The 23,050-nt window shown below is 74.3% G+C and carries 21 protein-coding genes; 11 read left to right on the top strand and 10 right to left on the bottom strand.

The genetic code is table 11. The features are described from left to right. Nucleotides 1–20: 20 nt before the first annotated feature. Complete coding sequence (locus BM093_RS13710) at nt 21–758, bottom strand: SDR family NAD(P)-dependent oxidoreductase (RefSeq protein ID WP_093342533.1); 738 nt, start codon at nt 756–758, stop codon at nt 21–23. 53 nt (nt 759–811) lie between these two features. Here BM093_RS13710 and BM093_RS13705 point away from each other — a divergent pair, with 53 nt between their 5' ends. Further along, the gene (locus tag BM093_RS13705; RefSeq protein ID WP_093342530.1) at nt 812–1,378 is read left to right on the top strand and encodes a TetR/AcrR family transcriptional regulator; all 567 of its coding nucleotides are present in this window, start codon (nt 812–814) and stop codon (nt 1,376–1,378) included. Between the two features lie 13 nt (nt 1,379–1,391). On the opposite strand, the gene BM093_RS13700 is transcribed toward BM093_RS13705, so the two are convergent. After that, the gene (locus tag BM093_RS13700) at nt 1,392–2,141 is read right to left on the bottom strand and encodes a helical backbone metal receptor (RefSeq protein ID WP_218162766.1); all 750 of its coding nucleotides are present in this window, start codon (nt 2,139–2,141) and stop codon (nt 1,392–1,394) included. Further along, the gene (locus tag BM093_RS13695; RefSeq protein WP_218162764.1) at nt 2,138–3,058 is read right to left on the bottom strand and encodes a LysR family transcriptional regulator; all 921 of its coding nucleotides are present in this window, start codon (nt 3,056–3,058) and stop codon (nt 2,138–2,140) included. The genes BM093_RS13700 and BM093_RS13695 overlap by 4 nt, the downstream gene beginning before the upstream one ends. Nucleotides 3,059–3,126: 68 nt before the next feature. Here BM093_RS13695 and BM093_RS13690 point away from each other — a divergent pair, with 68 nt between their 5' ends. The 3 genes from BM093_RS13690 to BM093_RS13685 all read left to right on the top strand — a co-directional run bounded on the left by BM093_RS13690 (nt 3,127) and on the right by BM093_RS13685 (nt 6,334). Further along, a complete protein-coding gene (locus BM093_RS13690) occupies nt 3,127–4,368 on the top strand; it encodes an MFS transporter (RefSeq protein ID WP_093342523.1) in 1,242 nt (413 codons plus the stop codon). Between the two features lie 216 nt (nt 4,369–4,584). Continuing rightward, entirely contained in the window at nt 4,585–4,743 is a 159-nt protein-coding gene (locus tag BM093_RS35920; protein ID WP_177238462.1) for a hypothetical protein, read from the top strand. Between the two features lie 175 nt (nt 4,744–4,918). Next, a complete protein-coding gene (locus BM093_RS13685) occupies nt 4,919–6,334 on the top strand; it encodes an MFS transporter (protein WP_245773503.1) in 1,416 nt (471 codons plus the stop codon). 48 nt (nt 6,335–6,382) lie between these two features. Here BM093_RS13685 and icmF read toward each other — a convergent pair whose 3' ends face one another. Beyond that, on the bottom strand, nt 6,383–9,661 hold the full coding sequence (icmF, locus tag BM093_RS13680) for a fused isobutyryl-CoA mutase/GTPase IcmF (RefSeq protein ID WP_093342520.1): 3,279 nt from the start codon (nt 9,659–9,661) through the stop codon (nt 6,383–6,385). Between the two features lie 79 nt (nt 9,662–9,740). On the opposite strand from icmF, the gene BM093_RS13675 reads away from it, so the two are divergent. Next, nucleotides 9,741–10,151 carry a hypothetical protein gene (locus BM093_RS13675; protein WP_093342517.1) on the top strand — a complete coding sequence of 137 codons (411 nt, stop codon included), beginning with the start codon at nt 9,741–9,743 and terminating at the stop codon, nt 10,149–10,151. Nucleotides 10,152–10,525: 374 nt separating this feature from the next. Next, nucleotides 10,526–11,305 carry a maleylpyruvate isomerase family mycothiol-dependent enzyme gene (locus tag BM093_RS13670; protein WP_218162763.1) on the top strand — a complete coding sequence of 260 codons (780 nt, stop codon included), beginning with the start codon at nt 10,526–10,528 and terminating at the stop codon, nt 11,303–11,305. Between the two features lie 187 nt (nt 11,306–11,492). Here BM093_RS13670 and BM093_RS13665 read toward each other — a convergent pair whose 3' ends face one another. Together BM093_RS13665 and BM093_RS13660 are read right to left on the bottom strand one after the other, a co-directional pair. Next, nucleotides 11,493–13,223, bottom strand: a complete 1,731-nt coding sequence (locus BM093_RS13665; protein ID WP_093342511.1) for an alkaline phosphatase D family protein — start codon at nt 13,221–13,223, stop codon at nt 11,493–11,495. A gap of 88 nt (nt 13,224–13,311) precedes the next feature. Next, complete coding sequence (locus tag BM093_RS13660; protein ID WP_093342508.1) at nt 13,312–14,274, bottom strand: ROK family protein; 963 nt, start codon at nt 14,272–14,274, stop codon at nt 13,312–13,314. A gap of 113 nt (nt 14,275–14,387) precedes the next feature. On the opposite strand from BM093_RS13660, the gene BM093_RS13655 reads away from it, so the two are divergent. Continuing rightward, on the top strand, nt 14,388–15,488 hold the full coding sequence (locus BM093_RS13655; protein WP_177238461.1) for a DoxX family protein: 1,101 nt from the start codon (nt 14,388–14,390) through the stop codon (nt 15,486–15,488). Nucleotides 15,489–15,614: 126 nt separating this feature from the next. On the opposite strand, the gene BM093_RS13650 is transcribed toward BM093_RS13655, so the two are convergent. Then, a complete protein-coding gene (locus BM093_RS13650) occupies nt 15,615–16,814 on the bottom strand; it encodes a hypothetical protein (protein ID WP_093342505.1) in 1,200 nt (399 codons plus the stop codon). Nucleotides 16,815–16,943: 129 nt separating this feature from the next. On the opposite strand from BM093_RS13650, the gene BM093_RS13645 reads away from it, so the two are divergent. From BM093_RS13645 to BM093_RS13630, 4 genes are read left to right on the top strand one after another with little or no spacing between them, the layout of a single operon-like run. Next, nucleotides 16,944–18,203 (top strand): Tm-1-like ATP-binding domain-containing protein, encoded by a 1,260-nt coding sequence (locus BM093_RS13645; RefSeq protein ID WP_093342504.1) that lies wholly within the window; start codon nt 16,944–16,946, stop codon nt 18,201–18,203. Further along, nucleotides 18,200–19,033, top strand: a complete 834-nt coding sequence (locus BM093_RS13640; protein ID WP_093342500.1) for a phosphoenolpyruvate hydrolase family protein — start codon at nt 18,200–18,202, stop codon at nt 19,031–19,033. The genes BM093_RS13645 and BM093_RS13640 overlap by 4 nt, the downstream gene beginning before the upstream one ends. Continuing rightward, nucleotides 19,033–19,791, top strand: a complete 759-nt coding sequence (locus tag BM093_RS13635) for a hypothetical protein (RefSeq protein WP_093342497.1) — start codon at nt 19,033–19,035, stop codon at nt 19,789–19,791. Before BM093_RS13640 ends, BM093_RS13635 begins: the two co-directional genes overlap by 1 nt. A gap of 21 nt (nt 19,792–19,812) precedes the next feature. Continuing rightward, complete coding sequence (locus BM093_RS13630; RefSeq protein ID WP_093342495.1) at nt 19,813–20,247, top strand: SRPBCC family protein; 435 nt, start codon at nt 19,813–19,815, stop codon at nt 20,245–20,247. 45 nt (nt 20,248–20,292) lie between these two features. Here the strand turns inward: BM093_RS13630 and BM093_RS13625 are convergent, their stop codons facing one another. From BM093_RS13625 to BM093_RS13615, 3 genes are all read right to left on the bottom strand, one after another. Beyond that, the gene (locus BM093_RS13625) at nt 20,293–20,484 is read right to left on the bottom strand and encodes a DUF1918 domain-containing protein (RefSeq protein WP_177238460.1); all 192 of its coding nucleotides are present in this window, start codon (nt 20,482–20,484) and stop codon (nt 20,293–20,295) included. A gap of 83 nt (nt 20,485–20,567) precedes the next feature. Next, on the bottom strand, nt 20,568–21,629 hold the full coding sequence (locus BM093_RS13620) for an alanine racemase (RefSeq protein WP_093342493.1): 1,062 nt from the start codon (nt 21,627–21,629) through the stop codon (nt 20,568–20,570). Next, nucleotides 21,611–22,915 carry a D-arabinono-1,4-lactone oxidase gene (locus tag BM093_RS13615; protein WP_218162762.1) on the bottom strand — a complete coding sequence of 435 codons (1,305 nt, stop codon included), beginning with the start codon at nt 22,913–22,915 and terminating at the stop codon, nt 21,611–21,613. The genes BM093_RS13620 and BM093_RS13615 overlap by 19 nt, the downstream gene beginning before the upstream one ends. Nucleotides 22,916–23,050 lie beyond the last annotated feature (135 nt).

Here is a 23,050-nt window from a genome sequence, read left to right as displayed (position 1 = left end):
CCCGTGAGTGGTTATCGCGGTCAGGACCGCGATAACCACTCACCAGCCATGGCCTCCACTCGGTCCCGGTCGCGGTACAGGGTCCAGACGGTGTCGGCGAGCTCGTCCGGGTCCAGGGTCGGCGGCAGCGTCCCGCCCGTCGCTGCCGCGTCGGCCGACAACGCCGTGTGGATGTCCCCGCGCTCGATCAGCCCGCCGATGGTGAGCGTCCCCGCGTGGACACCCTCGTCGGCGAGCGCGGCGTGCAACGTGAGCGCGTAGTTCCGTAGCGCCGCGCCCCCGAGCGCGAGTGCGCCGAGCGCAGGCATCGGTACGACGCTGCTCGCCCCGCCGGCGAACAGCAGCCCGCCGGTGCCGCGCTCGCGCATCTCCGGCAGCACCTGCCCGACCGCGTCGACGGCGGGTTCCAGGACCGCCGCGGACATGGCCCGCACCTCGTCCGGCGTGAGTGCGGTGATGTCCCCGGGGCGCACCGTGTTGAGCGCACCCGGGCCGAACGACAGCACGTCGATCCGGCCGAACCGCTCGCGGGCCGCGGAGATCGCCGCACGCAGCTGGGCGGTGTCGCTCGCGTCCGCGGCGAACGCGGCCGCCTCGATCCCGGCGTCGGCGAGGGTGTGCAGGTAGCCGGGATGACGGTCGGACGAGCGTGAGATGAGCGCGACGGCGTAGCCCTCGCGGCCGAAGCGGCGTGCGACGGACAGGCCGAGGCCCGGTCCGACGCCGACGACGAGCAGGACGGGGTAAGTTGAGGTCATACTCAACTTATTACAGCAACCTGAGGTGGCCCTCAAGTTGTTACGGTGACGCGGTGACTCGACCGCTGCGCGCCGACGCCCTCCGTAACCGGGAGCGGCTGGTCGCCGCGGCGACGGAGCTCTTCACCGGCAGCGGTGTCGACGTCCCGCTGGACCGGGTGGCGAAGCGGGCCGGTGTCAGCATCGGCACGCTCTACAACCACTTCCCGAACCGCGGTGCGCTGATCGACGCCGTGCTGCCCGACCGGGTGGGCGAGCTCGACCGGCTCGCCGCCCATGCGTGCGCGGCCGGGGACCCGTGGAGCGGGTTCACCACCTTCCTGTACGGGATGTTCGAGATGCAGGCCGCCGACCGCGCGATCAACGACGCGATCCTGCAGGGGCGACCGCCCGGGCCCACGGCGGTCCCCGCCGAGTGCGGGCGCGGGGGCGGGGTCGTCGAGCAGGTGCTCGGACGGGCCCGCGACGCGGGCGTGCTGCGCGCGGACTTCGGCCCGTCCGACCTCGGGATGCTCGTGCGGTCGATGGCGCAGGTGATCGCGTGGTCCGAGGGCGACGACGAGGTCTGGCGCCGCCACCTCGGCTTCGTCCTGACGGGGGTGTGGGCCGGCCGCTCGTGAGTGGTTATCGCGGTCAGGACCGCGATAACCACTCACAGGCCGCCAACTGCCCGGCTTCCACGAGGCTGGGGCCGTACCAGGTCAGCAGCCGGCCGCTGACCAGGGCGGACGGGGCCGCGAAGGCCTCCGGGCCGTCGTCGGCGGTGAAGGTGTAGGGCTCGTCGGGCAGCACCACCAGGTCGTGCTCGGGCAGCGCGGTGGGGTCGATCCTCGGGTAGCGCTCGGGGGAGTCGGCCAGGACGTTGTCGATCCCGAGCCGGTCCAGCACGGCACCGGTGAAGGTGTCCGACCCGACCGCCATCCAGGGCTTGCGCCAGATCGGCACGACCGCGCGCAGCCGCGGCGTCGCGGGCTCGATCCGGTCCCAGATCGTGCGTGCCTCCCGCAGCCAGTCCGGTTCGCCGAGTCCGCAGGCGGCGAGCATCCGGCCGAGCGAGGCGAGCCCGCCGTCGACGTCGCGGATGTCGGTGACGTAGACCGCGAGGCCGGCCGCGCGCAGCGCGTCCAGGTCCGGTGGCCGGTTCTCCTCCTGGTTGGCGAGCACCAGGTCCGGCGCGAGCGCGACGATCCTCTCGATGTCCGGGTTCTTGGTGCCGCGGACCCGCTCGGCGGCCAGGTCGGCGGGATGGGTGCACCAGTCGGTCGCCCCGACCACGGTGCCCGGCGCGGTCGCCTCGACGGCCTCGGTCAGCGACGGCACCAGCGACACCACCCGTCGTACCGCTGCCGGAACAGCCACCTCGCGGCCCTCGTCGTCGATCACACGTTCCACGGCGCCGACGGTAACCCGTGGGACAGCAACCGGGGGCCGTGCTCGGCGACGAAGGCACGCAGATCACCGACCGGCGGGGTCGGCCGGTCGCCCGCCGCGTGCACCATCCCGAGCGTCCGCACCGTGCGCGGTGCCCGCACCGGCAGCTGCACCACACCCGGGACGGCCGGCCCGAGCGGCAGCAGCGCGACGCCGAGCCCGGCACCGGCCAGCCCGCGCAGCGTTCCGGTCTCGCCGCCCTCGAACGCGCGGCGCGGCCGGAACCCCGCCTGCTCGCACCACGCCTCGACGGTGCCGTGCAGCCCGTACCCGCGGGCGAAGAGCAGGAACGGTTCGTCGGCGACCTCGGCGAGGTCCACCGCCGGGCGCCCGGCCAGCCGGTGCCCGGCCGGGACGACCAGGCGCAGCTCCTCCTCGGCCAGCGCGGTCGCGGTGAGGCCGGGCTCGTCGGGCATCGGCGAGGTCAGCGCGAGGTCGACGGTGCCGTCGCGGACCCGGTCGAGCAGCTCCGCGTGCGGGTTCTGCACCAGCTCGATCCGCACCCGCGGGTGCGCGTCCCGGAAGCCGCGCAGGATCCGCGGCACGACCTCGGTGCCGAGCGTGCCGAGGAAACCGAACGCGACCCGCCCGGTCGCGGGGTCGGTGTCGCCGGCCAGCTCCGCGGCGGCCGCGGCCAGCTCGGCGAGCGCGGCCTCGGCGCGCGGCAGCAGCGTCCGCCCGGCCGGGGTCAGCCGCAGCCCGCGCCCGACCCGGTGGAACAGCGCGACGCCCAGCTCGTCCTCGAGGCGGGCGATCGCCCGGGAGAGCGTCGGTTGCGGCACGCCGATCCGCTCGGCGGCCCGGGTGAGGTGCCCGTCGTGGGCGACGGCGGCGAAGCGGTGCAGCGCCGGGGCCAGAGATTCATGCACATCTGCATGTTAGCCGGGGGAGGCATGCATTGGACGCATTCGATGTGGCATCCCTATGGTCGTACGCGATGACAACGACCGAACGCGCCGGGACCGCCACCGCCCGCCTCGCGCCCGCCCACGAACGCGGCACCCCGGGGTTCCGCCGGCTCGGCGCCGCGCTGTGGCTGTCCGGCATGGCGACGTTCGTGCTGGTCTACAGCGTCCAGGGGCTGCTGCCCGGGCTCTCGGCGGAGTTCGGCGTCGGCTCGTCGATGGCCAGCCTCGCGCTCTCGGCGACCACCGGCACGCTCGCCCTCGCGGTGCTGCCGCTGTCCGCGGTCACCGAGTCCTGGGGCCGGACGCGGGTGATGACGTGGGCGCTGGGCGCCTCCGCGGTGCTGGCCCTGCTCGCGCCGTTCGCGCCGAGCTTCGGCGCGCTCGTGGCCGTGCGCGCCCTGCAGGGGATCACGCTGGCCGCGCTGCCCGCGCTGTCGATGGCGCACCTGACGCACGAGGTCACCGCGCGCCACCTCGGCGGCGCCGTCGGCCTGCTCATCGCCGGCAACACTCTCGGTGGGCTCTCCGGACGCCTGATCGCGGCCTGGGTCGCCGAGGCCGGCGGCTGGCGGGCCGGGTTGGCCGCCGTCGGCGCGGTGTCGGTGCTGGCGACGGTGGCGTTCCGGTTCCTGCTGCCGGAGCCGACCGCGCCCACCCCGCAGCGGACCCGGCTGCGCGAGCTCGGCGGGCCGCTGCGCCGCCATCTCGCCGACCCCGGCCTGCTGTGCCTGTTCGGGATGGCGTTCCTGCTGATGGGCGCGTTCGTGACGGTCTACAACTACCTCGGGTTCCGGCTGCTCGCCCCGCCGTTCTCGTTGCCCGGCACGCTCGTCGGGCTGGTCTTCCTCGGTTACCTCGCCGGCAGCTGGGCGTCGACCCGGGCCGGGCTGCTGGGGGACCGGTTCGGCCGCCGCCCGGTGCTGTGGGTCGCCACCCTGCTCGCCCTCGCCGGGGCCTGGGTGACGCTGCCGGACGTGCTCGGCTCCGTGCTGGCCGGGCTGCTGCTGGTCACGGTCGGGTTCTTCGGGGCGCACTCGGTCGCCAGCAGCTGGGTCGGGCGCCGGTCGGTACTGCTGCCCGGGGCGGTGCCGGCCCAGGCGTCCTCCCTGTACCTGGTCGGGTACTACGCCGGCTCCAGCGCCGGGGGAGCGGTCGGCGGGATCGCCTACGACCAGGCCGGCTGGTTCGGTGTGGTCTGCTACGTCAGCGCCCTGCTGGCGGGCGCGCTCGTGCTGGCCCTGGCGCTGCGGCGCATCCCGGCGCCGGCCTGAGCGGCCGGTGGTCCCGGGCAGGGTTTCCCTCATCGGACGTGTCGGGCGACGGTGCGCCGATTCACACTGCTCCGGACGGACGTTCTCCACCGGACACGCCGGGCCCGGTTGCGCCGTCCGGGTGGTGTCATCTCCAGATCGGAAGTACTGCGGCCCGCAGCGCCACCGGGACGGAGCAACACCCCCTCGCCAGGCCGTCGTCCCTGGTCTGCGACGGTGACCGGCGCCCCCAGCATCAGCTCGTATCCCCGGGAGGAACACCCGATGAAGAAGGCCGGTCGAAAGCTCTCCAAGGCTGCCGAGTCGTTCGTCGAGGTCCTCGGCATCCTCGGTGGCTGGAACCGCGGCCGCCGGACCAGCAAGGCGCGCCGCTGACCTGACCGGTGGCCGCCCGGGTCGGGGCGGGCGGCGCCGGAGCACCGCGGGCCGGGTACGTGATCACCACGTGCCCGGCCCCCGGTGTGTGCGGGGCCGGGTGGGGGCCCGCCGAATAGTTAGCTTGTGGTAAGCACATGAGGTAGCGCTTTCAGCAGAGGCAGGTGGTACCTCCGTGACCGACACGGTCCCCGACACCGACCGGCCGGGCGGCGCTCCGCCGCCGGACACCCCACTACCCCGGCGCAAGCTGGTGTTCGCCGTGGTCGGGCTGGCGTTGCTGATGTTCTCGCTGGACGGCACCTCGGTCGCCATCGCGATCACGACGATCAGCGGGGACCTGGGGGCGGACCTGGCGTGGACCGGCTGGGTGATCACGGGTGCGGCCGTCGGCCAGATCCTCGCGCTGCCGCTCGGGGGCTGGCTCTCGGACCGGTTCGGCGGGCGCCGGATGTTCCTCGCCGGGGTCGCACTGTTCACGCTGACCTCCGGGCTCAGTGCACTGAGCCCGTCGATCGGCGCGCTGATCGCGTGCCGGCTGGTGCAGGGGCTCGCCGGCGGGATCATGCTCCCGGCCGCGAACGGCGTCGTCGCCCACCAGTTCGGCCACGACCGGGACCGGGCGCTCGCCCTGTTCACCAGCGTCTTCCCGATCGGGGCGATCCTCGGGCCGCTGGTGGGCGGGCTGGTGCTCACCACCTGGTCCTGGCACGGGATCTTCCTGGTCAACGTCCCGCTCGGGGTGGTGCTGCTGGCGTTCGGCCTGGCGCTGGTCGACGACCCGCCGCACCGCGGGGCCGGCCGGGTCGACGTCGTCGGGATCGGCCTGCTCGTGCTCACCCTGCTGGCCACGATGCTCACGATCACCCGGCTCGGCTCCTCCGGGTCGGGAACCGGGTCCGGGGTGCTGCTGACCGCCCTGGCCGCGGTCGTCGCCGTGCTGGCCGGGGTGGCGTTCGTGCTGCACTCCCGGCGACGCCCCGACCCGGTCGTCCCGGTCCGGCTGCTCGCCGGGCGCGGCCTGGGGATCATGAACATCACCAACGTCGTCTTCGGCGCCGTGGTGATCGGCTTCTCGGCGACCCTGCCGCTGTACGCCCAGGTCCGCTACGAGATGGCGGCGTTCGTGGCCGGCGCGCTGCTGACCGGGCGGGCGATCGGCACGATCGCCGCGTCCGGGGCCTCGGTCGCGCTGCTGCGCCGGGCCGGGTTCCGCCCGCTGCTGCTCGTCGGGCTGGGCGCCACCGCGGCGGGCCTGGTGGTGACGGCCGTGCCGCCGCCCTTCGGTGACCCGGCGACCTGGCTGTTCCTCGGTTCCACGGTGCTCGGGCTGGGCGGTGGCCTGGCCGCCCCGGCGGCGAACAACGCGGCCATGCACCTGGTGCCCGACCAGGTCGCCGCGGTGTCCGGGCTGCGGACGATGTTCCGGCAGATGGGCGGGATCGCCGCGGTGTCGGTGATGACCGCGGTGATCACCGCGAGCGGGGACCCGGGCCGGGCCGGTGGGATCACCTTCGCGGTGCTGGCCGGGCTGATGGTCGTGGCCGGCGTGTTCGTGGCCCGGGTGCCGAACCAGCGCGGCCGCTGGTGAGCCGTGGGGCGGGGCGCGCGGGATGCGCGGCCCCGCCCCGGGCCGGCGTCACATGTTGCGGCGGTACTGGCCACCGACCTCGAAGAACGCGGTGGTGAGCTGGCCCAGCGAGCACACCCGGGCAGCCTTCATCAACTCGTCGAACACGTTGCCGTCGCCGGTGGCCACGTCCTGCAGCCGGCGCAGTGCCTGCTCGGCCTCGGTGCGGTGGCGGGACTGGAAGTCCTCCAGGCGCTCGAGCTGGGAACGCTTCTCGGACTCGGTGGCCCGGGCCAGCTCGATCTCCTGCGGCTCCTCGTCGCCCTCGTCGGGCTTGAGGAAGGTGTTCACGCCGATGATCGGCAGGTCACCCGAGTGCTTGCGGTGCTCGTAGAGCATCGACTCGTCCTGGATCTTGCCGCGCTGGTAGCCGGTCTCCATCGCCCCGAGCACGCCGCCGCGCTCGGCGATCGACTCGAACTCGCGGAGCACGGCCTCCTCGACGAGGTCGGTCAGCTCGTCGATGACGAACGAACCCTGCAGCGGGTTCTCGTTCAGCGACAGGCCCCACTCCTTGTTGATGATCATCTGGATGGCCATCGCGCGCCGCACCGACTCCTGGCTCGGCGTCGTGATCGCCTCGTCGTAGGCGTTGGTGTGCAGCGAGTTCGCGTTGTCGTAGAGCGCGCACAGCGCCTGCAGCGTGGTCCGGATGTCGTTGAAGTTCATCTCCTGCGCGTGCAGGGACCGGCCCGAGGTCTGGACGTGGTACTTGAGCTTCTGCGACCGCTCGTTCGCGCCGTAGCGCTCGCGCATCGCGACCGCCCAGATCCGGCGGGCGACCCGGCCGAGCACGGTGTACTCGGCGTCCATGCCGTTGGAGAAGAAGAACGACAGGTTCGGCGCGAACTCGTTGACGTCCATGCCGCGGGCCAGGTAGCTCTCGACGAACGTGAAGCCGTTCGCCAGGGTGAACGCCAGCTGCGAGATGGGGTTCGCCCCGGCCTCGGCGATGTGGTAGCCGGAGATCGAGACGGAGTAGAAGTTGCGCACCTGGTGCGCGATGAACCACTCCTGGATGTCGGCCATCATCCGCAGGCTGAACTCGGTGGAGAAGATGCAGGTGTTCTGGCCCTGGTCCTCCTTGAGGATGTCGGCCTGCACCGTCCCGCGGACGTTCGCCAGCGCGTAGGCCGTGAGCTCCTCGTGCTCGCCCGGGTCGGGCTCGCGGCCCTGCTCGTCGCGGAACTTCGCCACCTGCTGGTCGATGGCGGCGTTGAGGAAGTAGGCCAGGATCGTCGGCGCCGGGCCGTTGATCGTCATCGACACCGAGGTCGTCGGCGAGCAGAGGTCGAAGCCGTCGTAGAGCGCCTCGAGGTCGTCGAGGGTGGCGATCGAGACGCCGGAGGTACCGACCTTGCCGTAGATGTCGGGACGGGTGTCCGGGTCGTGCCCGTAGAGGGTCACCGAGTCGAACGCCGTCGACAGCCGCTTGGCGTCGGAGTCCTGCGAGAGGTACTTGAAACGACGGTTGGTGCGGAACGGGTCGCCCTCGCCGGCGAACATCCGCGCCGGGTCCTCGCCCTCCCGCTTGAACGGGAACACACCCGCGGTGAAGGGGAAGTAGCCGGGCAGGTTCTCCCGGCGCAGGAAGCGCAGCAGCTCCGCGTCGTCGTCGTAGCGGGGCAGTGCCACCCGGCGGACCTTGTTGCCGGACAGCGTCTCGCGCGTCAGCTTGGTGCGGAACTCCTTGTCCCGCACGGTGTAGACGTACTCGTCGCCGGAGTAGTCCGCGACCCGAGCCGGCCACTGCTCCAGCAGCTCCGCGGACTCGGCGGGCACCTGCTTCTCGGCCTGGTCCAACGCCTCCTGCACCGACTCGCCGGCCAGCTCGCGGGCCGTGCGCAGGTGCTGCGCGGTCCGGGCCGCGGCGGCGTGGGTCTCGGTGTCGGCGTGGTAGCCCCGCAGGGTCTCGGCGATCTCGGCGAGGTAGCGCACCCGCTCCGGCGGGATGACGGCCGCATAGTCGCTGGAGGTCTTCGTGTCCACCACCGGGAGCCGGCCCTCGCCGACCGGGAGGCCGCCGGCCGCGAGCAGGTCGCGCAGGTACTGGTACAGCGCGGTGACGCCGTCGTCGTTGAAGGTCGCGGCCGAGGTGCCGTAGACCGGCATGTCCTCCCAGCTCGCGCCGAACTCCTCGCGGTTGCGCACCAGCTGGCGCCCGACGTCGCGGCGGGCGTCCTCGGCGCCGCGGCGCTCGAACTTGTTGATCGCGACGACGTCGGCGAAGTCCAGCATGTCGATCTTCTCGAGCTGGGAGGCGGCGCCGAACTCGGGCGTCATCACGTACAGCGAGTGGTCGACGAACGGCACGATGCCCGCGTCGCCCTGGCCGATGCCCGGGGTCTCGACGAGCACGAGGTCGAACCCGGCCGAGCGCAGCACCGCGATCGTGTCGCCCAGCTTCTCCGGCAGCGACCCGCCGTCGTTGCCGCGCGTGGCGAGGGATCGGAAGTAGATCCGGTCTCCAGAGAGTGCGTTCATCCGGATCCGGTCACCCAGCAGCGCCCCACCGCCCTTGCGCCGGGTCGGGTCGACGGCGAGGACGGCGATGCGCAGCTTGTCCTCCTGGTCGAGCCGGAAGCGGCGGACCAGCTCGTCGGTCAGCGACGACTTGCCGGAGCCGCCGGTGCCGGTGATGCCCAGGACCGGCACCGAGCGCTCGGAGGCCTCGATCCGCGTCCGGACCTCGTCGGGGAGCTTGCCGGCCTCGGCCAGGGACAGCGCGCGGGCGAGGGTGGCGGTCTCGCCGGAGAGCACCGCGTCGGCGAAGGCCGGGTTCGCGTAGCCGTCCGTCGAGGGGGTCTCCGCCGTGAGGTCGGTGTCGCACTCCCGGATCATGATGTTGATCATTCCGGGGAGCCCGAGCCGCTGGCCGTCCTCGGGGGAGAAGATCCGGGAGACCCCGCGCGAGTGCAGCAGCTCGATCTCCTCGGGGACGATCACGCCGCCGCCCCCGCCGTAGACCCGGATGTGGCCCGCGCCGCGCTCGCGCAGCAGCTCGACCAGGTAGGAGAAGTACTCGACGTGCCCGCCCTGGTAGGACGAGATGGCGATGCCCTGCACGTCCTCCTGGATCGCGGCGGTGACGACCTCGTCCACCGAGCGGTTGTGGCCCAGGTGGATCACCTCGGCGCCCTGCTTCTGCAGGATGCGCCGCATGATGTTGATCGCCGCGTCGTGCCCGTCGAACAGGCTGGCCGCGGTCACGAACCGGACCGGATGAGTGGGTACGTGCAGCTCCGGGGCGGTGCTGACGCCCGTTCCGTGTGTGCTGCTCTCGGCCATGACCCGATCCTCCCGCCGGGGTGACGGCGGTGGCCCCGGCCAATTTAGTTTGACATCCTAGTATCGGACGTACAAGAAAATGGGTGCGCGTCACATCGCGATCACCAGGTGGTGGGGCGGGGTGGCGGGTACCGGGGAGCCGGTGTTCCGGGGCCGGGGCCGGGGCCGGGGCCGGGAGAGTCAGGCCGCGCTGCGGCGCGCGGGTAGGCCGGGGGCCACGGTTGGCGCGCCGGCGTCGTCGGTCCCGTTCGTGGTGCTCGTGCCGGGGGCGCTCGTCCCCACGGGAGTTGCTCCGGCCGCGGTTGCCCCGGGCGACGCCGCGGCGCCGGACGATGCCGCTGTCCCGGACGACGCGGCCGCCCCGGATGCCGCCGCCGGGCTGGATGACGCCGCCGCCCCGGACGACGCCGCCGGGCCGGATGACGCCGCTGTACCGGACGACGCAGCCGCCCCGGAGGACGCGGCCGGGCCGGGCCGGGAAGCCGGGTGACGGGCGTGCCGTCCGGTGGGCCAGGGGCGGACCGGCGCACTGCCCGGCGCCGTGTGTACCTCGCCGGACCGTGCGGGCCCGGTACGGTCGTCCGGGTGGGTCTGCCCCGGCTGCTGCGCCCGCCGGAGCCTGCCGACGGCTCCGCCGACCGTGCCGATCACGACCAGGCCGAACCCCGAGCCGACGACGAGCGGCACCGCGAGGGCGGGGAAGGCCGCGACGAGCAGGAATGCCACCAGCGGCCAGTACAACAGCGCGCGCCCCGCTCCCCGTCGCGTCCAGTCGCGGTGCGGAGGCATGATCTATGCCTACCCGACCGACAAGATCATCATGCGTGACGCGCCGGGAAAGTGGCGACGGGAGGACCCGAATTCATGTCCGAGACACCGGATCGCAGCACTGTGGACCGCCATGCGGGGGTGCTGATGTCGGAGAACGACAGGCTCGCCGCGCTGCTGGAGTCGGCCGATCCTGCCGTGGAGGTCCCGACCTGTCCGGGGTGGACGCTGCGGCAGCTCGCGCGCCACGTCGGGCGCGGGCACCGCTGGGCCGCCCAGATGATCACCTCGGGCGCGACCGAGCGGCTGGACCCGCGCGAGGTGGCCGGCGGGAAGCCACCGGCGGACGACCCGCCGGTCGTGGCCCGGTGGCTGCGTGACGGTGCCGCCGAGCTGCTCGACGCGGTGGCCCGGGACCCGCAGGCTCCGGTGTGGACGTTCATCGGCCCGCGCCCGGCGGCCTGGTGGGTGCGGCGCCGGCTGCACGAGGCCACCGTGCACCGGGCCGACGCGGCGATCGCGACGGGTGCCGGGTTCCGGATCGCGCCCGAGCTCGCGGCCGACGGGGTCTCGGAGTGGCTGGGCCTGCTGGCCGGTCGCCCCGCCGCCGACGACGCGCCGCTGGCCGAGGGGGCGACGCTGCACCTGCACGCGACCGACGACGAGCTCGGTGCCGAGGGGGAGTGGATGATCCGCGCCGACGGCGGCCGGGTCGGGTGGGAGCACGGCCACGGCAAGGGCGACGCCGCCGTCCGCGGTACCGCCGCGGACCTGCTGCTGGGGGTGCTGCGCCGCATCCCGGCCGACGACGAGCGGATCCAGGTCCTCGGCGACCCGCAGGTCTGGCGGACCTGGCTGGCGCGCACGGAGTACTGAGCTCGGTCGGTTCCGACGCGGCCGGACTCGGGCGGCCGGTCCTGAGCTCGGCCTGGCTCGGGGCCGGCCGGTGCGGGGCTCGGCCGGGCTCCGGGGCGGCCGGTTGTGAGCTCGGCCGGGCTCGGGGTGCCGGTGCGCAGCCCCGGCCGCACCCGGCGCCGCCCGGCCGGGGCCTGCCGCCCGCCGGTCAGTGCGGGTTCGCCGTCACCGGGGCGCGCGGCGTCGGCGCCTGCGCGGTGAGCACCACCTCGGCGGTCGTGTCCAGGGTGGAGGCGGTGCGCGGCCGCTCGAAGCGGACCGCGGCCCGGCGGTCGTCGAGCTGCAGTGTCGCGATGAGATTGCCGAACAGCGGCCCCGCCGTCCGCTCCCACGACACCCCGGCCCGCCCGGCGGCCCGGGTCCCGCGCAGCCACAGCCGGGAGAACCGCGCGAGCGCCCGCGACCAGCTGAGCCGGAACAGCACCCGCATGAATCCGGGCACGGTGTTGTGCACCGGCGAGCAGGTCAGCTGGTGCACGCGGGCCGTGTCGCCGACGCCGCCCGCCGCGTCGCCGCCCGCCACGTCACCGTCCGGGCCGCTGTGCACGTCGGCGGTCGCGGCGTAGGAGTGGTGGACGTCGCCGGACACGATCGACACCGTCGCCGGGGCCGCTCGCCCGTCCCGCGGCCGCCCCACCGCCCGGACCAGCTCGGCCATCCGCGCGAACGAGTGCCCGAACGCGGGCCAGTGCTCGAGGTCGGCCTCCTGCCGCAAGAACTCGGCGGCCCGGCCGATCCGCCCCGGCCGGTGCCCGGCCCTCTCGACCCCGGCCTGCAGGTCCGAGATGACCTGGGGCAGCAGCCACGGGATCGGGGTCCCCAGTACCAGGTGGTCGATCTCGCCGGGGGCGAGCGCCCGCTCGGTGATCCAGTCGAACTCGGCGTCGGAGACCATCTTGCGCGGTGCCGACTCGACGATCCGGCCGTTCCGGGAGTCGATCACGATGAGTCGGGTGCGGCCGAGCTCCCAGCAGAAGGTGAACCGCTCGTCCTTGTGGCGGTCCGCGCCGGCGCCGGTCTCGGCGTCCCACCGGTCGGCCCGCTCGGCGAGCAGCGGCCAGGCGTCGCCGTCCTGGGATCGGACCGCTTGCCAGTCGGTGTCGGCGGCCAGCTCGGCCGGGGTGAGGTTGCCCAGGTGCTGGTAGACCCAGTAGGCGACCAGTCCGGCGCGGACCCGGTCGCGCCACCAGGGCAGTCGCGCGATCTGTTCCCGCCATACGCCCGAGGTGTTCCAGTCGTCCCGGATGTCGTGGTCGTCGAAGATCATCGCGGTGGGGACGGTGGACATCATCCACCGCACCTCCGGGTCGGACCAGCTGTCGCGGTAGAGCCCGGAGTACTCCTCGAAGCCGACCACCTCGTCGTCGGGCCAGTCCGGGTGCCGGTCGGCGCGCCGGGCGATCCGGCGGCGGGTCTGCGGGGTGAGCTCGTCGGCGTAGACCTGGTCGCCGAGCAGCAGCAGCACGCTCGGCCACTCCTCGGGCGGGCGCGACGTCATCCGGGTCGCGTAGGCGTCGAGGGCGTCCAGGCCGTACCGGCGGGCCTCGCGCGGGTCGGCGAGCTTCACGTACCGGCAGGAGCCGAACAGGATCTTCTGGTGGCGCTCGGTGGACGGCCCCCGGGTCGCGATGACGCTCGGCGGGAACGGCGAGCCCGGGCGCGGCCAGGCCCGCTCGCCGTCGAGGTGCACCTCGTAGGGCGTGCGGGTGTCCGGTTCCAGCCCGGTGACCACGACGACGGCGTAGTGCAGCCCCGCGACCTCGAAGGTGTCGGTGGCACAGCCCAGCACCTCGACCGTGCAGCGCCGGTCGGTCTGCACCCACACCAGGGCGGAGGTCTCGTCCACGTGCCGCAGCACCGGTCCGAGCAAGAGCGTCACCCCGGCGAGCGTAGCCCTCCACCGTCGTGATCAGTGAGTGGTGGCGGATCGGTGCCGGATCCGGCACCGATCCGCCACCACGTCCCGATCACGTCTCCTCGAGCGCCAGCAGGCCCGCGCCGATCTTGCCCGCGTCGCCCTTGTAGGTAGCGGGCAGGACCGGTGGGACGGGGCGGACCTCCGGCGGGCCGTAGTGGAACTCCCGGGCCGCCCGGCGGGCCGGTTCGAGCAGCAGCTCGCCGGCGTCGACCAGACCGCCCCCGATCAGCACCACCTCGAACTCGAAGATCGCGTTGATGCCGGCGATCCCGATGCCGAGTGCCCGGCCGAGCCGCTGGAACAGCGACCGGGCGGTCGCGTCGCCGGCCAGCGCCGCCGTCGTCACGTGCAGGCCGGTCACCTCGCCACCGTCCGCGCGGGCCAGCCCGGCGATCGCACCGTCCGGGTCGTGCGCGGCGGCGCTGCGGCCCATCCGGGTCAGCGCCGTGCCCGAGGCCACCGACTCCAGGCAGCCGTAGTTGCCGCAGCCGCACAGCGGCCCGTCCGGGTTGACGTTCATGTGCCCGACCTCGGCGCCCAGCCCGTGCGGCCCGCGGTAGATCCTGCCGCCGAGCACGATCCCGGCACCGACGCCGGTGCCGACGGTCAGCAGCACCATGTCGTCGTTGCGGGTGTCGCCCAGGCGGGCCTCCGCCAGCCCGGCGACGTTGCCGTCGTTGTCCACCACGGTCGGCAGCCCGGTCGCGGTCTCCAGGACCCCGCGCACGTCCCAGTTCTCGTACTCGTTGTTCGGGGCCCAGCGGATCCGTCCGGCCGGCCACTGGACGATCCCGGCCGCGCCCACCCCGATCGCGGCGACGCCTGCCCCGGCCGGGTCCGCGCGGAGCTCGTCGACCATGTCGCACAGGAGGTCGTTCATCGTGCCCGCGTCGGACGTGTCCGGGGTGTTGCGCCGCAGTTCGGCGTGGACCGTGCCATCCTCGCCCACGATCGCTCCGGCGACCTTCGTTCCTCCGATGTCGAGCCCGATCGCCCGCCGTCCGTTCGTCACCCGGGCATGATTGCGAGACCGCAGTCGTGACGCCACACCCGGCCCCGGGTTTGCGGACGTGGCAGACCGGGGAAAGGTGACCCATGCCAGTCTTGCGACGAGTAGCCCGGCCCATGCTCGCGGCCATCTTCATCTACGGCGGTGTCAACGCGCTCCGCCAGTCGGAGGGGCATGCGCAGGCCGCCAAGCCGGTGTTCGACCGGGCTGCCCCGGCACTCGACCGGGTGGTCGAGAAGGCGCCGCTGAACCAGCGTCCCGACAACGAGACGCTGATCAAGGTGGACGCCGGTGTGAAGATCGCCGCCGGGTCGCTGCTCGCGGTCGGCAAGTGCCCGCGTCTGGCCTCCACGGCGCTCGCCGCCTCGATCATCCCGACGACGCTGGCCGGGCACCGCTTCTGGGAGGAGACCGACCAGCAGAAGCGCAACGAGCAGCAGATCCAGTTCCTCAAGAACGTCGGCCTGCTGGGCGGGCTGCTGATCGCCGCGGCCGACACCCACGGCAAGCCGTCGAACGCCTACCGCGCCCGCCGGGCCGCCGAGCAGGTGCAGGCGCGGTTCTCCGCGGCCGACTCCGACACCGGCTCGCAGGTCGCCGCCGGGATCGCCGGTGCGGGCACCTCGCTGGCGGCCGCGGCCTCCGGTGGCCGCGAGCGGCTGCACGACGCGGTCGAGGAGTACGGCCCGGTCGTGCGCGAGCGCGCCACGGAGTGGGGCGAGCGGGCGTCCGAGCAGGCCGCGCACTTCGGTGAGGCGGCCTCGGTGAAGGCGTCGACCTGGTCCGAGCAGCTCTCCGCCGCCGCCGAGCGCGCCGCGCGCAAGGCCGAGAAGCAGGCGAAGGCGGCCGAGAAGAAGGGCGCCAAGCTCGCCAAGGCCGCGGACAAGCAGGGGGCGAAGCTGGAGAAGGCCGTCGACAAGCGCGGCGCGCAGTACCGCCGGGCCGCCGGCCGGACCGGCGACCGGTGGCTGGCCGAGGCCGAGCGGCGCCGGGCCCGCTGGGAGAAGCAGGCCCAGAAGGCCGTGGCGCGTGCCGAGAAGCGGGCCCCGGAGTACGCCGACCGGCTCTCCATGCTGGCCACCCAGGCGCAGTCGCAGGCGGCGCGGTTCGGCTCCGACCTGGCCGACCGGGCCGCGGTCGCCGGTGCCGACGCGGCGAAGCAGGCCAAGGGCGCCGCGAAGGACGCCCGCAAGCGGGCCAAGGCCGCCGCGCGCTGACGCCCGCCGTCGCCGCGCCCGTCGCACACCGAAAGACACACAGGTGCTGGGCCGGGAACTCCGACGTGACAGTCGACGAGTTCCCGCGCCGGGCGCGGCGCGGCGGCGTGGGCGGGAGTCGGCGCGTCAGGCGGGCCGCAGGACCTGCAGCTCGCCGGTCTCCAGCGAGCGCACCTCCAGCACGACGTGCCCGGGCCACGCCGGCGGGCGCAGCGCGTTCGCCATCCGGGTGAAGAGGGCCTGGGTGCGCGCGTTGGCGGCGGCCTGATCGGCGATCAGGTTCGGCATCATGCCGCCGGAGCGCTTGCGCACGGTCAGCGGCAGCACCGAGAGCCGGGTGAGGAGCCGGTGCAGCCGCCCGACGTCCGCGGCCCGCCCGGCGAGGTCGGACTCCACCAGCGGCCGCAGCGCGGGCAGCGACCGGTTCGGCGAACGCAGCAGGTCGTCGGCGGCGGTGAGCAGGATCCGCCGCGCGTCGAGCACGAGGGCCTGATAGGCGGCGTGCACCGCACCGGGGAACCCGGCCCAGCCCAGCTTGCCGACCTCGCCGAGCTGGTCGCGCAGCCCGATCCCGGGCGTCCCGGCGGCGTCGGCGGTGGTCACGACGCGCTCCCACCCGGCGATCCAGGCGTGGGTCTGGTGGCGCAGCACCGACAGGTTCGCCACCGCGGTGTCCAGCCCGGCCGAGGACGTGACCGCCCCGTGCTCGGCCAGCTCGGTCTGGGCCGTGCGCAGCGACTCCTCGGCCGCGCGCAGCCGTGAGTCCAGCCGCATCCCGCAGGACGGTGCGAGCTCGCCGACCGCGGTGGTCAGCTCGTCGAGCACCCGGTGCTGGGTACCGCTGGTGGCGATCTCCGTGGCCAGGGTGAGCGCGAGCAGGCCGAGGTCCGCGCCGGGGGCCGGGCCGGATCCGGGCAGGCCGACCGGGAGCAGCGCCGACGGGCCGGAGTGCGCGGGGGCGGACTCGGCCCCGGTGAGCCGCAGCAGCGGCTCGGCGCCGAACGCCTCGGGCAGCGTGAGCCGGTAGGTCAGCCCGCGCTCCGGACCGCGGCCGTTGCCCGGGCGGGCCAGCCGGCGCGCCAGCTCGCTCGACGCCGAGAGCGTCGTGCCCCAGTCGCGGTCCGCCTCGGCCGGTCCGGCAGCGTGCCAGCTCAGCAGCAGTGCGGGACCGGGTGGCAGGCCGGGGCGGGCCTGCCGGTCGCCGTGGCCCTGGCCGCCGTTGCGGGCCGGTCCGCCGTTGCGGTCGGGTGCGGCGGCGTCCGGCCCGCCGGGCCGCCCGTCGAGCGGGAGCACGATGCCGCGGGGGTCGTCCGGATGACCGAGCATGACTCTCCAACGACGTCGGGGCCCGCGAGGTCACGAGCCCGGGTGAGCGGGACGCTGGTGACATGGTGCCCTGCGGCGTTCCGGTGCCGCCCCTCGCCCCGGAGTGGTGACTACCGGTAGAACTCCGGTGTGGCGACGGCATACGTGATCGGCACCTACGACACCAAGAGCGACGAGCTGCGGTTCGTGGCGGACCTGATCGCCGCGGCGGGCGTCGGTGTGTGCCGGGTGGACGTGTCCACCCAGGACCCGGACCGGGCGGCGGCGCAGGTCGACGTCGGTGCGGCCGAGGTCGCCGCACACCATCCGGGCGGCGCGGACGCGGTGTTCACCGGCGACCGCGGCAGCGCGGTGGTCGCCATGACGTCCGCGCTGCGCGCGTTCCTGACCGCCCGCGACGACGTCGGCGGGGTGCTCGCCCTCGGCGGCTCGGGTGGGACGGCGCTGGTGACGCCCGCGATGCGCGACCTGCCGGTGGGCGTGCCGAAGGTGATGGTCTCCACCGTCGCCTCCGGGGACACCGCGCCCTACGTCGGCGCGAGCGACATCGCGATGCTGCACGCCGTCACCGACATCGCCGGGCTGAACCGGATCTCGCGACGGGTGCTCGGCAACGCCGCCCACATGCTGGCCGGGGCGGTGGCCGCGCCGGCCCCGTCCGCGCAGGCCGACCGGCCCGCCGTCGGCGTGACGATGTTCGGCGTGACCACCCCGTGCGTCACTGCGGTGCGCGAGCGCCTCGACCGTGGTGGCGGTGACAACAGTGACGGCGGCGGCAGTGACGACAGCGGCGGCAGCGGCGATGGCGGTGATGTTGATGCGCTGGTCTTCCACGCCACCGGCTCCGGCGGGGCGTCGATGGAGAAGCTGGTCGGCTCCGGCCTGATCGACTCGGTGCTCGACCTGACCACCACCGAGGTCGCGGACCTGCTCGTCGGCGGCGTGATGGCGGCATGCGAGGACCGGCTCGACGCGATCGCCCGGACCGGGGTGCCCTACGTCGGCTCCTGCGGCGCGCTCGACATGGTCAACTTCGGTTCGGTCGCGACGCTGCCCGAGCGCTTCGCCGACCGGCTGATCTACGAGCACAACCCCGCCGTCACGCTGATGCGGACCACGGTGGAGGAGAACCGGGCGATCGGCCAGTGGCTGGCGCGCAAGCTGAACGCGTTGACCGGACCCTGGCTGTTCCTGCTCCCGCTCGGCGGCGTGTCCGCACTGGACGCGCCCGGGCAGCCGTTCCACGACCCGGCGGCGGACACCGCGTTGTTCGACGCGATCACCGCCGGGGTGCGCGCCGCGGACCGGGTGCGGCGGGTCCCGCACCACATCAACGACCCCGAGTTCGCCGACGCGGTGCTGGCCGCGTGGCGGGAGGTGCAGGCATGAGGCGGTTCACCCGCGCCGAGCTGATGGAGCGGTTCGCCGCGATGGCGGCGCGCGGCGAACCGATCGTCGGCGGCGGGGCCGGGACGGGGCTCTCGGCCAAGTGTGAGGAGGCCGGCGGCGCCGACCTGCTCGTCGTCTACAACTCCGGGCGCTACCGGATGGCCGGGCGCGGCTCGCTGGCCGGCCTGCTCGCCTACGGCAACGCGAACGACATCGTCGTCGAGATGGCGGCGGAGGTGCTGCCGGTCGTGCGGCACACGCCGGTGCTGGCCGGGGTGAACGGCACCGACCCGTTCCTGCTCACCGACCGGTTCCTCGACGAGCTCGCCTCCCTCGGGTTCGCCGGCATCCAGAACTTCCCGACCGTCGGGCTGATCGACGGTGTGTTCCGGGCCAACCTCGAGGAGACCGGGATGGGTTTCGCGCTCGAGGTCGACCTCGTCGCCGCCGCCCGGGCCAAGGAGCTGCTGACGACGCCGTACGTGTTCTCCGCCGACGACGCCAGGGCGATGGCCCGCGCCGGCGCCGACATCGTGGTGTGCCACATGGGGCTGACCACCGGCGGCTCGATCGGCGCGGAGACCGCGAAGACCCTCGACGACTGCGTCGCGCTGATCGACGAATGGGCCGCGGCCGCGCTCGAGATCCGCGACGATGTGCTCGTGCTGTGCCACGGGGGACCGATCGCCATGCCCGACGACGCCGCGTACGTGCTGCGCACCGCGCGGGTCTGCCACGGGTTCTACGGCGCGTCCTCGATGGAGCGCCTGCCCACCGAGCGGGCGCTCACCGAGCAGACCCGCGCCTTCAAGAACGCGCTGGAGGGATGATGGCGACCAGGCGACCCGCACCGCCGCCGGGCGGCGACTGGCGGCGGCGGATGGCGGTGCGGGGCGGGCGCGTGTCGCACACCCTGGCCTCGCACGGTTGGCTGGTGTTCCTGCTCGTCGGCGTCGGCGTGGGCCTGCTCGTCGGCGGGCTCATCGGTCTGACCGACGTCCCGGAGCCCGGCGACCCGGGCCTCGGGGTCCGTCTGGTCGCGAGCGCGATCGTCGGCGTGATCTTCTGCGCGGTGCCGTCGGTGCTGTTCGTGGGGCTGCCGGTCCAGGCACTGGCGCGGTCCTACCTGCGTTCGGCGAGCCCCGAGGAACAGCAGGCGATGCAGCAGGCGGTCGCGGCCGCCCCGGCCGGCCTCCCGGACGGGTTGGTGCCCGGCTCCCGCTGGGCCCGCGCCTACAGCGGCTGCGTCGAGTCGGTCACCGCGTTCCACGGCGTCGTCCGGACCGTCCCGGACGGCCCGGCGAAGGACTGGCTGCGCGACATCGGGACCCGCCTGGACACCGAGCTCGCCGAGGCGCTGCGGATGGCCCGGCTCGGGGAGAACGTCGAGGCCGGGGCGCCCGGCGCGGCCGTGGCCCGCTCGGTCGGAGCCCGGCTCGAGGTGGCCCGGGCGGGCTTCCACGACACCACCGAGCACGCCGCCGCCATCGCCCTGGACCTGCGGACCGACACCGGGCTCGAGGCCGTCCGGGCCCAGCTCGACCAGCTCGCCGCGCAGGCCCCGCACCTGCGCACCGAACCGACCTGACCGCTCTCGAGGAGGAGAACGATGCCCCGCCCCTACTCCAGTGCCGTGATCCCGGCACCGCTGGCCGAGGTCTGGCCGCAGATCCGTGACTTCGGCGCGATCCACCGCTGGCACCCGGCGATCGAGACGTGCGAGCTGACCCGCGGCGCGACCGGGACCGACATCGGCGCCCAGCGGCGCCTGCGGCTCGGTGACGGCGGCGTCGTCGTCGAGAACCTGCTCGCGCTCGACGACCGCGGGCACTCGCTGACCTACGAGATCGTGGAGTCGCCGTTCCCGGTGCGCCGCTACGTGTCCACCGTCCGGCTGGCCCCGGTCACGGCGGTCGGGCACACCTTCGCCGAGTGGTGGGTGGAGTTCGACGCCGACGCCGCCGACGAGGGCAGCCTGGTCGAGCTGTTCGCCGACGGGGTGTTCGGCACGGGGCTGGCGGCGCTGGCCCGGCGGCACGCCTGACGACTGCGGAGCAGACGCCCGCGCGGCCGCCGGGCCGGGCGGGCGTCAGGCCCGCTGGATGTGGGCGTCCGGTCCCGGGATGAACAGGGACTCGCTGCCGTCGCTCCAGCGGACCCGGTAGCGGAGCTGCTCGGTGTCGCGACCGAGCACCTCCAGCACCTCGCCCTGGCGCCGACCGTGGTCCACGATCGTGGCTTCGACCACGATGCGGTCGCCCACGGATGCGGTGTCGTACATCGGTGCCTCCTCCGGCTCGGGTCGGGTTCGGAACAGCCCAGGATGCCATCCGCGGGTCGGTTCCGCCGGATCCGTCCGGGTCGTCACCAGCCCCGCAGGTCGACCGTCCAGGTGTCGAGCACCTCGCGGTCCTCGATTCCGTCGCCGGCCCCCGAGCCCCGCGAGCCGCCGTCCGCAGAACCGTCGATGACGTACATCCGCTCGTGCAGCGCGACGGTCGGGTCGATGTGGGCGGGCACGACCCGTACCCGGTCACCGGTCCGGGGTGGGGTCGCGGCGGCGAACGTGAGGTGCTCGTCGGAGCAGAACCACACGTCCGCGCCGGGGACGGCCGGGTTGCCGTGGTCCATGCCGAACGCCTTCAGCCCGGCGTCGGCGACCGCCCAGCCGGGCATCCCGCCGGCCGGCGCGGTCGTCGAGATCACGGTGGACAGCACGGTCAGCGCCTGCCGGAACTCCAGCCCGGCGGCGGTGTAGGCGGTGTCCATCAGCGCGTAGGAACCGGCCTGGATCTCGGTGCAGGCGGTGTTGTACGCGTGGGTGCCGGTGCCGCCGCCGGAGATCACGTCCCCGCCGACGTCGGCGTGCGCGGCGAGCAGCCGGTCGGTGCACTCGGTGGTGAGCCGGGCGCGTTCGGCGGCGTCGGTCAGCAGCTGCAGGTGTCCCTCGTAGCCCATCACCCCGCGCACGGACAGCCCCGCGGCGCGGGCGTCGTCGGCCAGGGCGCCGGCCCGGTCCGGGGCGATCCCGCAGCGGGGCAGCCCGATGTTGACGTCGATCAGCACCTCGCGCACGCCGCCGTCGACGGCCGCGCGCAGCGTCTCGGGGGAGTCGATCGCGACCGTCACCCGGGCCCCGGCGGCCACGACGGCGCCGAGCCGGCGGGCGTCGAGGACCTCGTTGGCCAGCAGCAGGTCGTCGCCGAGACCGGCCGCGGCCATGCCCTCGACCTCGCGGACCGTGGCGCAGGTGAAGCCGTGGTGCCCGTGCGCCGCCTGCCGGGCGGCCAGCGCGGTCGTCTTGTGCGCCTTGACGTGCGGGCGCAGCCGCGGGCCCGGCAGCGCCGTGGCCATGGCGGCCAGGTTCGCCTCGAGGGCGCCGGCGTCGACGAGCAGGGCGGGGGTGGTCAGGTCGGCGACGCGCACGGCACTCCCAGGACCCGGTCGAGGTAGGGGTTGCGGAACCGGCCCTCCGGGTCGAGCCGGTCGCGGATCTCGACGAAGTCGTCGAAGCGGGGATAGAGCGGGCGCAGCTGTGCCGCGGTGCGGGTGTGCAGCTTGCCCCAGTGCGGGCGCCCGTCGAGTGCGGTCATGACGGACTCGACGGCACCGAAGTACGCCTCGTGCGGACGTCCGGAACGGACGTGGACGGCGAGGTAGGCGGTGTCGCGGCCGTGCGCGGTCGACAGCCACGCGTCGTCGCCGCCGAGCACCCGGACCTCGACCGGGAACGTGACGTCGCGGGCGTGCCGCTCGGCCGCGGCGCACAGCCCGGCGAACGCCTCGGGCAGCGCCGCGCGGGGCACGGCGTACTCCATCTCCAGGAACCGGACCCGGCGCGGGCTGCAGAACACCTCGTAGGAGCGGCCGACGTACTCCGCGGCGGCCATCCGGTCCGCGAGGACCGCGTTGAGCCGGGGGACCAGCGGCGGGACCAGGGCACCGGCCCGGCACACCAGCCCGAACCCGGCGTTGCCGAGCAGCTCGTCGCCGACCCAGGCGACCGCCCGTCCGCGGCGCGGCCCGTCGCCCTCGGCCGCGCGGTCGTTCACCTTCAGCGCCGCCACCTCGGTGTGCGGGAACCAGTAGAACTCGACGTGGTCGTGGCCTGCGGCGAGGTCGTCGAGCCCCTCGAGCACCTCCGCCAGCGGGCGGGCCGACTCGACCGCGTGCAGGTGGAAGGCGGGCACGGTGGCGAGGGTGAGCTCGGTGAGCACGCCGAGCGCCCCCAGCCCGACCCGCGCCGCGTCGAGCAGCGGGCCGCCGGTGACCCGGTGGACGGTCCCGTCACCGGCCACGAGCTCCAGCCCCCGGATCGCCGCGGCGATCCCCTGGAACCCGGCGCCGGTGCCGTGCGTGCCGGTGGCGACCGCACCCGCGACGGTCTGCTGCTCGATGTCGCCGAGGTTCGGCAGCGCGCGGCCGTGCTGCCAGAGCCGGCGGTTGAGCACCCGCAGCGGCACACCGGCGGGCACGTGCACCAGCTCGCCGTCCACCCGGATGCCGGCCGGGTCCGACGGCGGCCGGAGTGCGACGCCGTCCGGCACGCCGATCCCGGTGAAGGAGTGGCCGCTGCCGAGCGCCGTCACCCGCAGGCCGGTGAGCGCCGCGGTGCGCACGGTGTCGGCGACCTCGCCGGTGTCGCGGGCGTGCACGGTGCGGACCGGACGGGTGCGTTGGTTGCCGGCCCAGTTCCGCCATCGTCCGCGCACCCGATCAGCATCCGGACCACGGGTGATCCGGTCAATCACCCGTGGTCCGCGGCCGTCGACTGTGGTCGCGGCGGGTTCCGGTGCGGGCGGCACCGCCGGGAGTCGGTCCAGGTGCTCGTGCTCCGGGAGGGTGGA

The organism is Pseudonocardia ammonioxydans (assembly GCF_900115005.1).
GTDB lineage: Bacteria > Actinomycetota > Actinomycetes > Mycobacteriales > Pseudonocardiaceae > Pseudonocardia > Pseudonocardia ammonioxydans.
The sequence above is the reverse complement of the archived record's forward strand: the minus strand, read 5'-3'. Positions and strand labels throughout refer to the sequence as shown.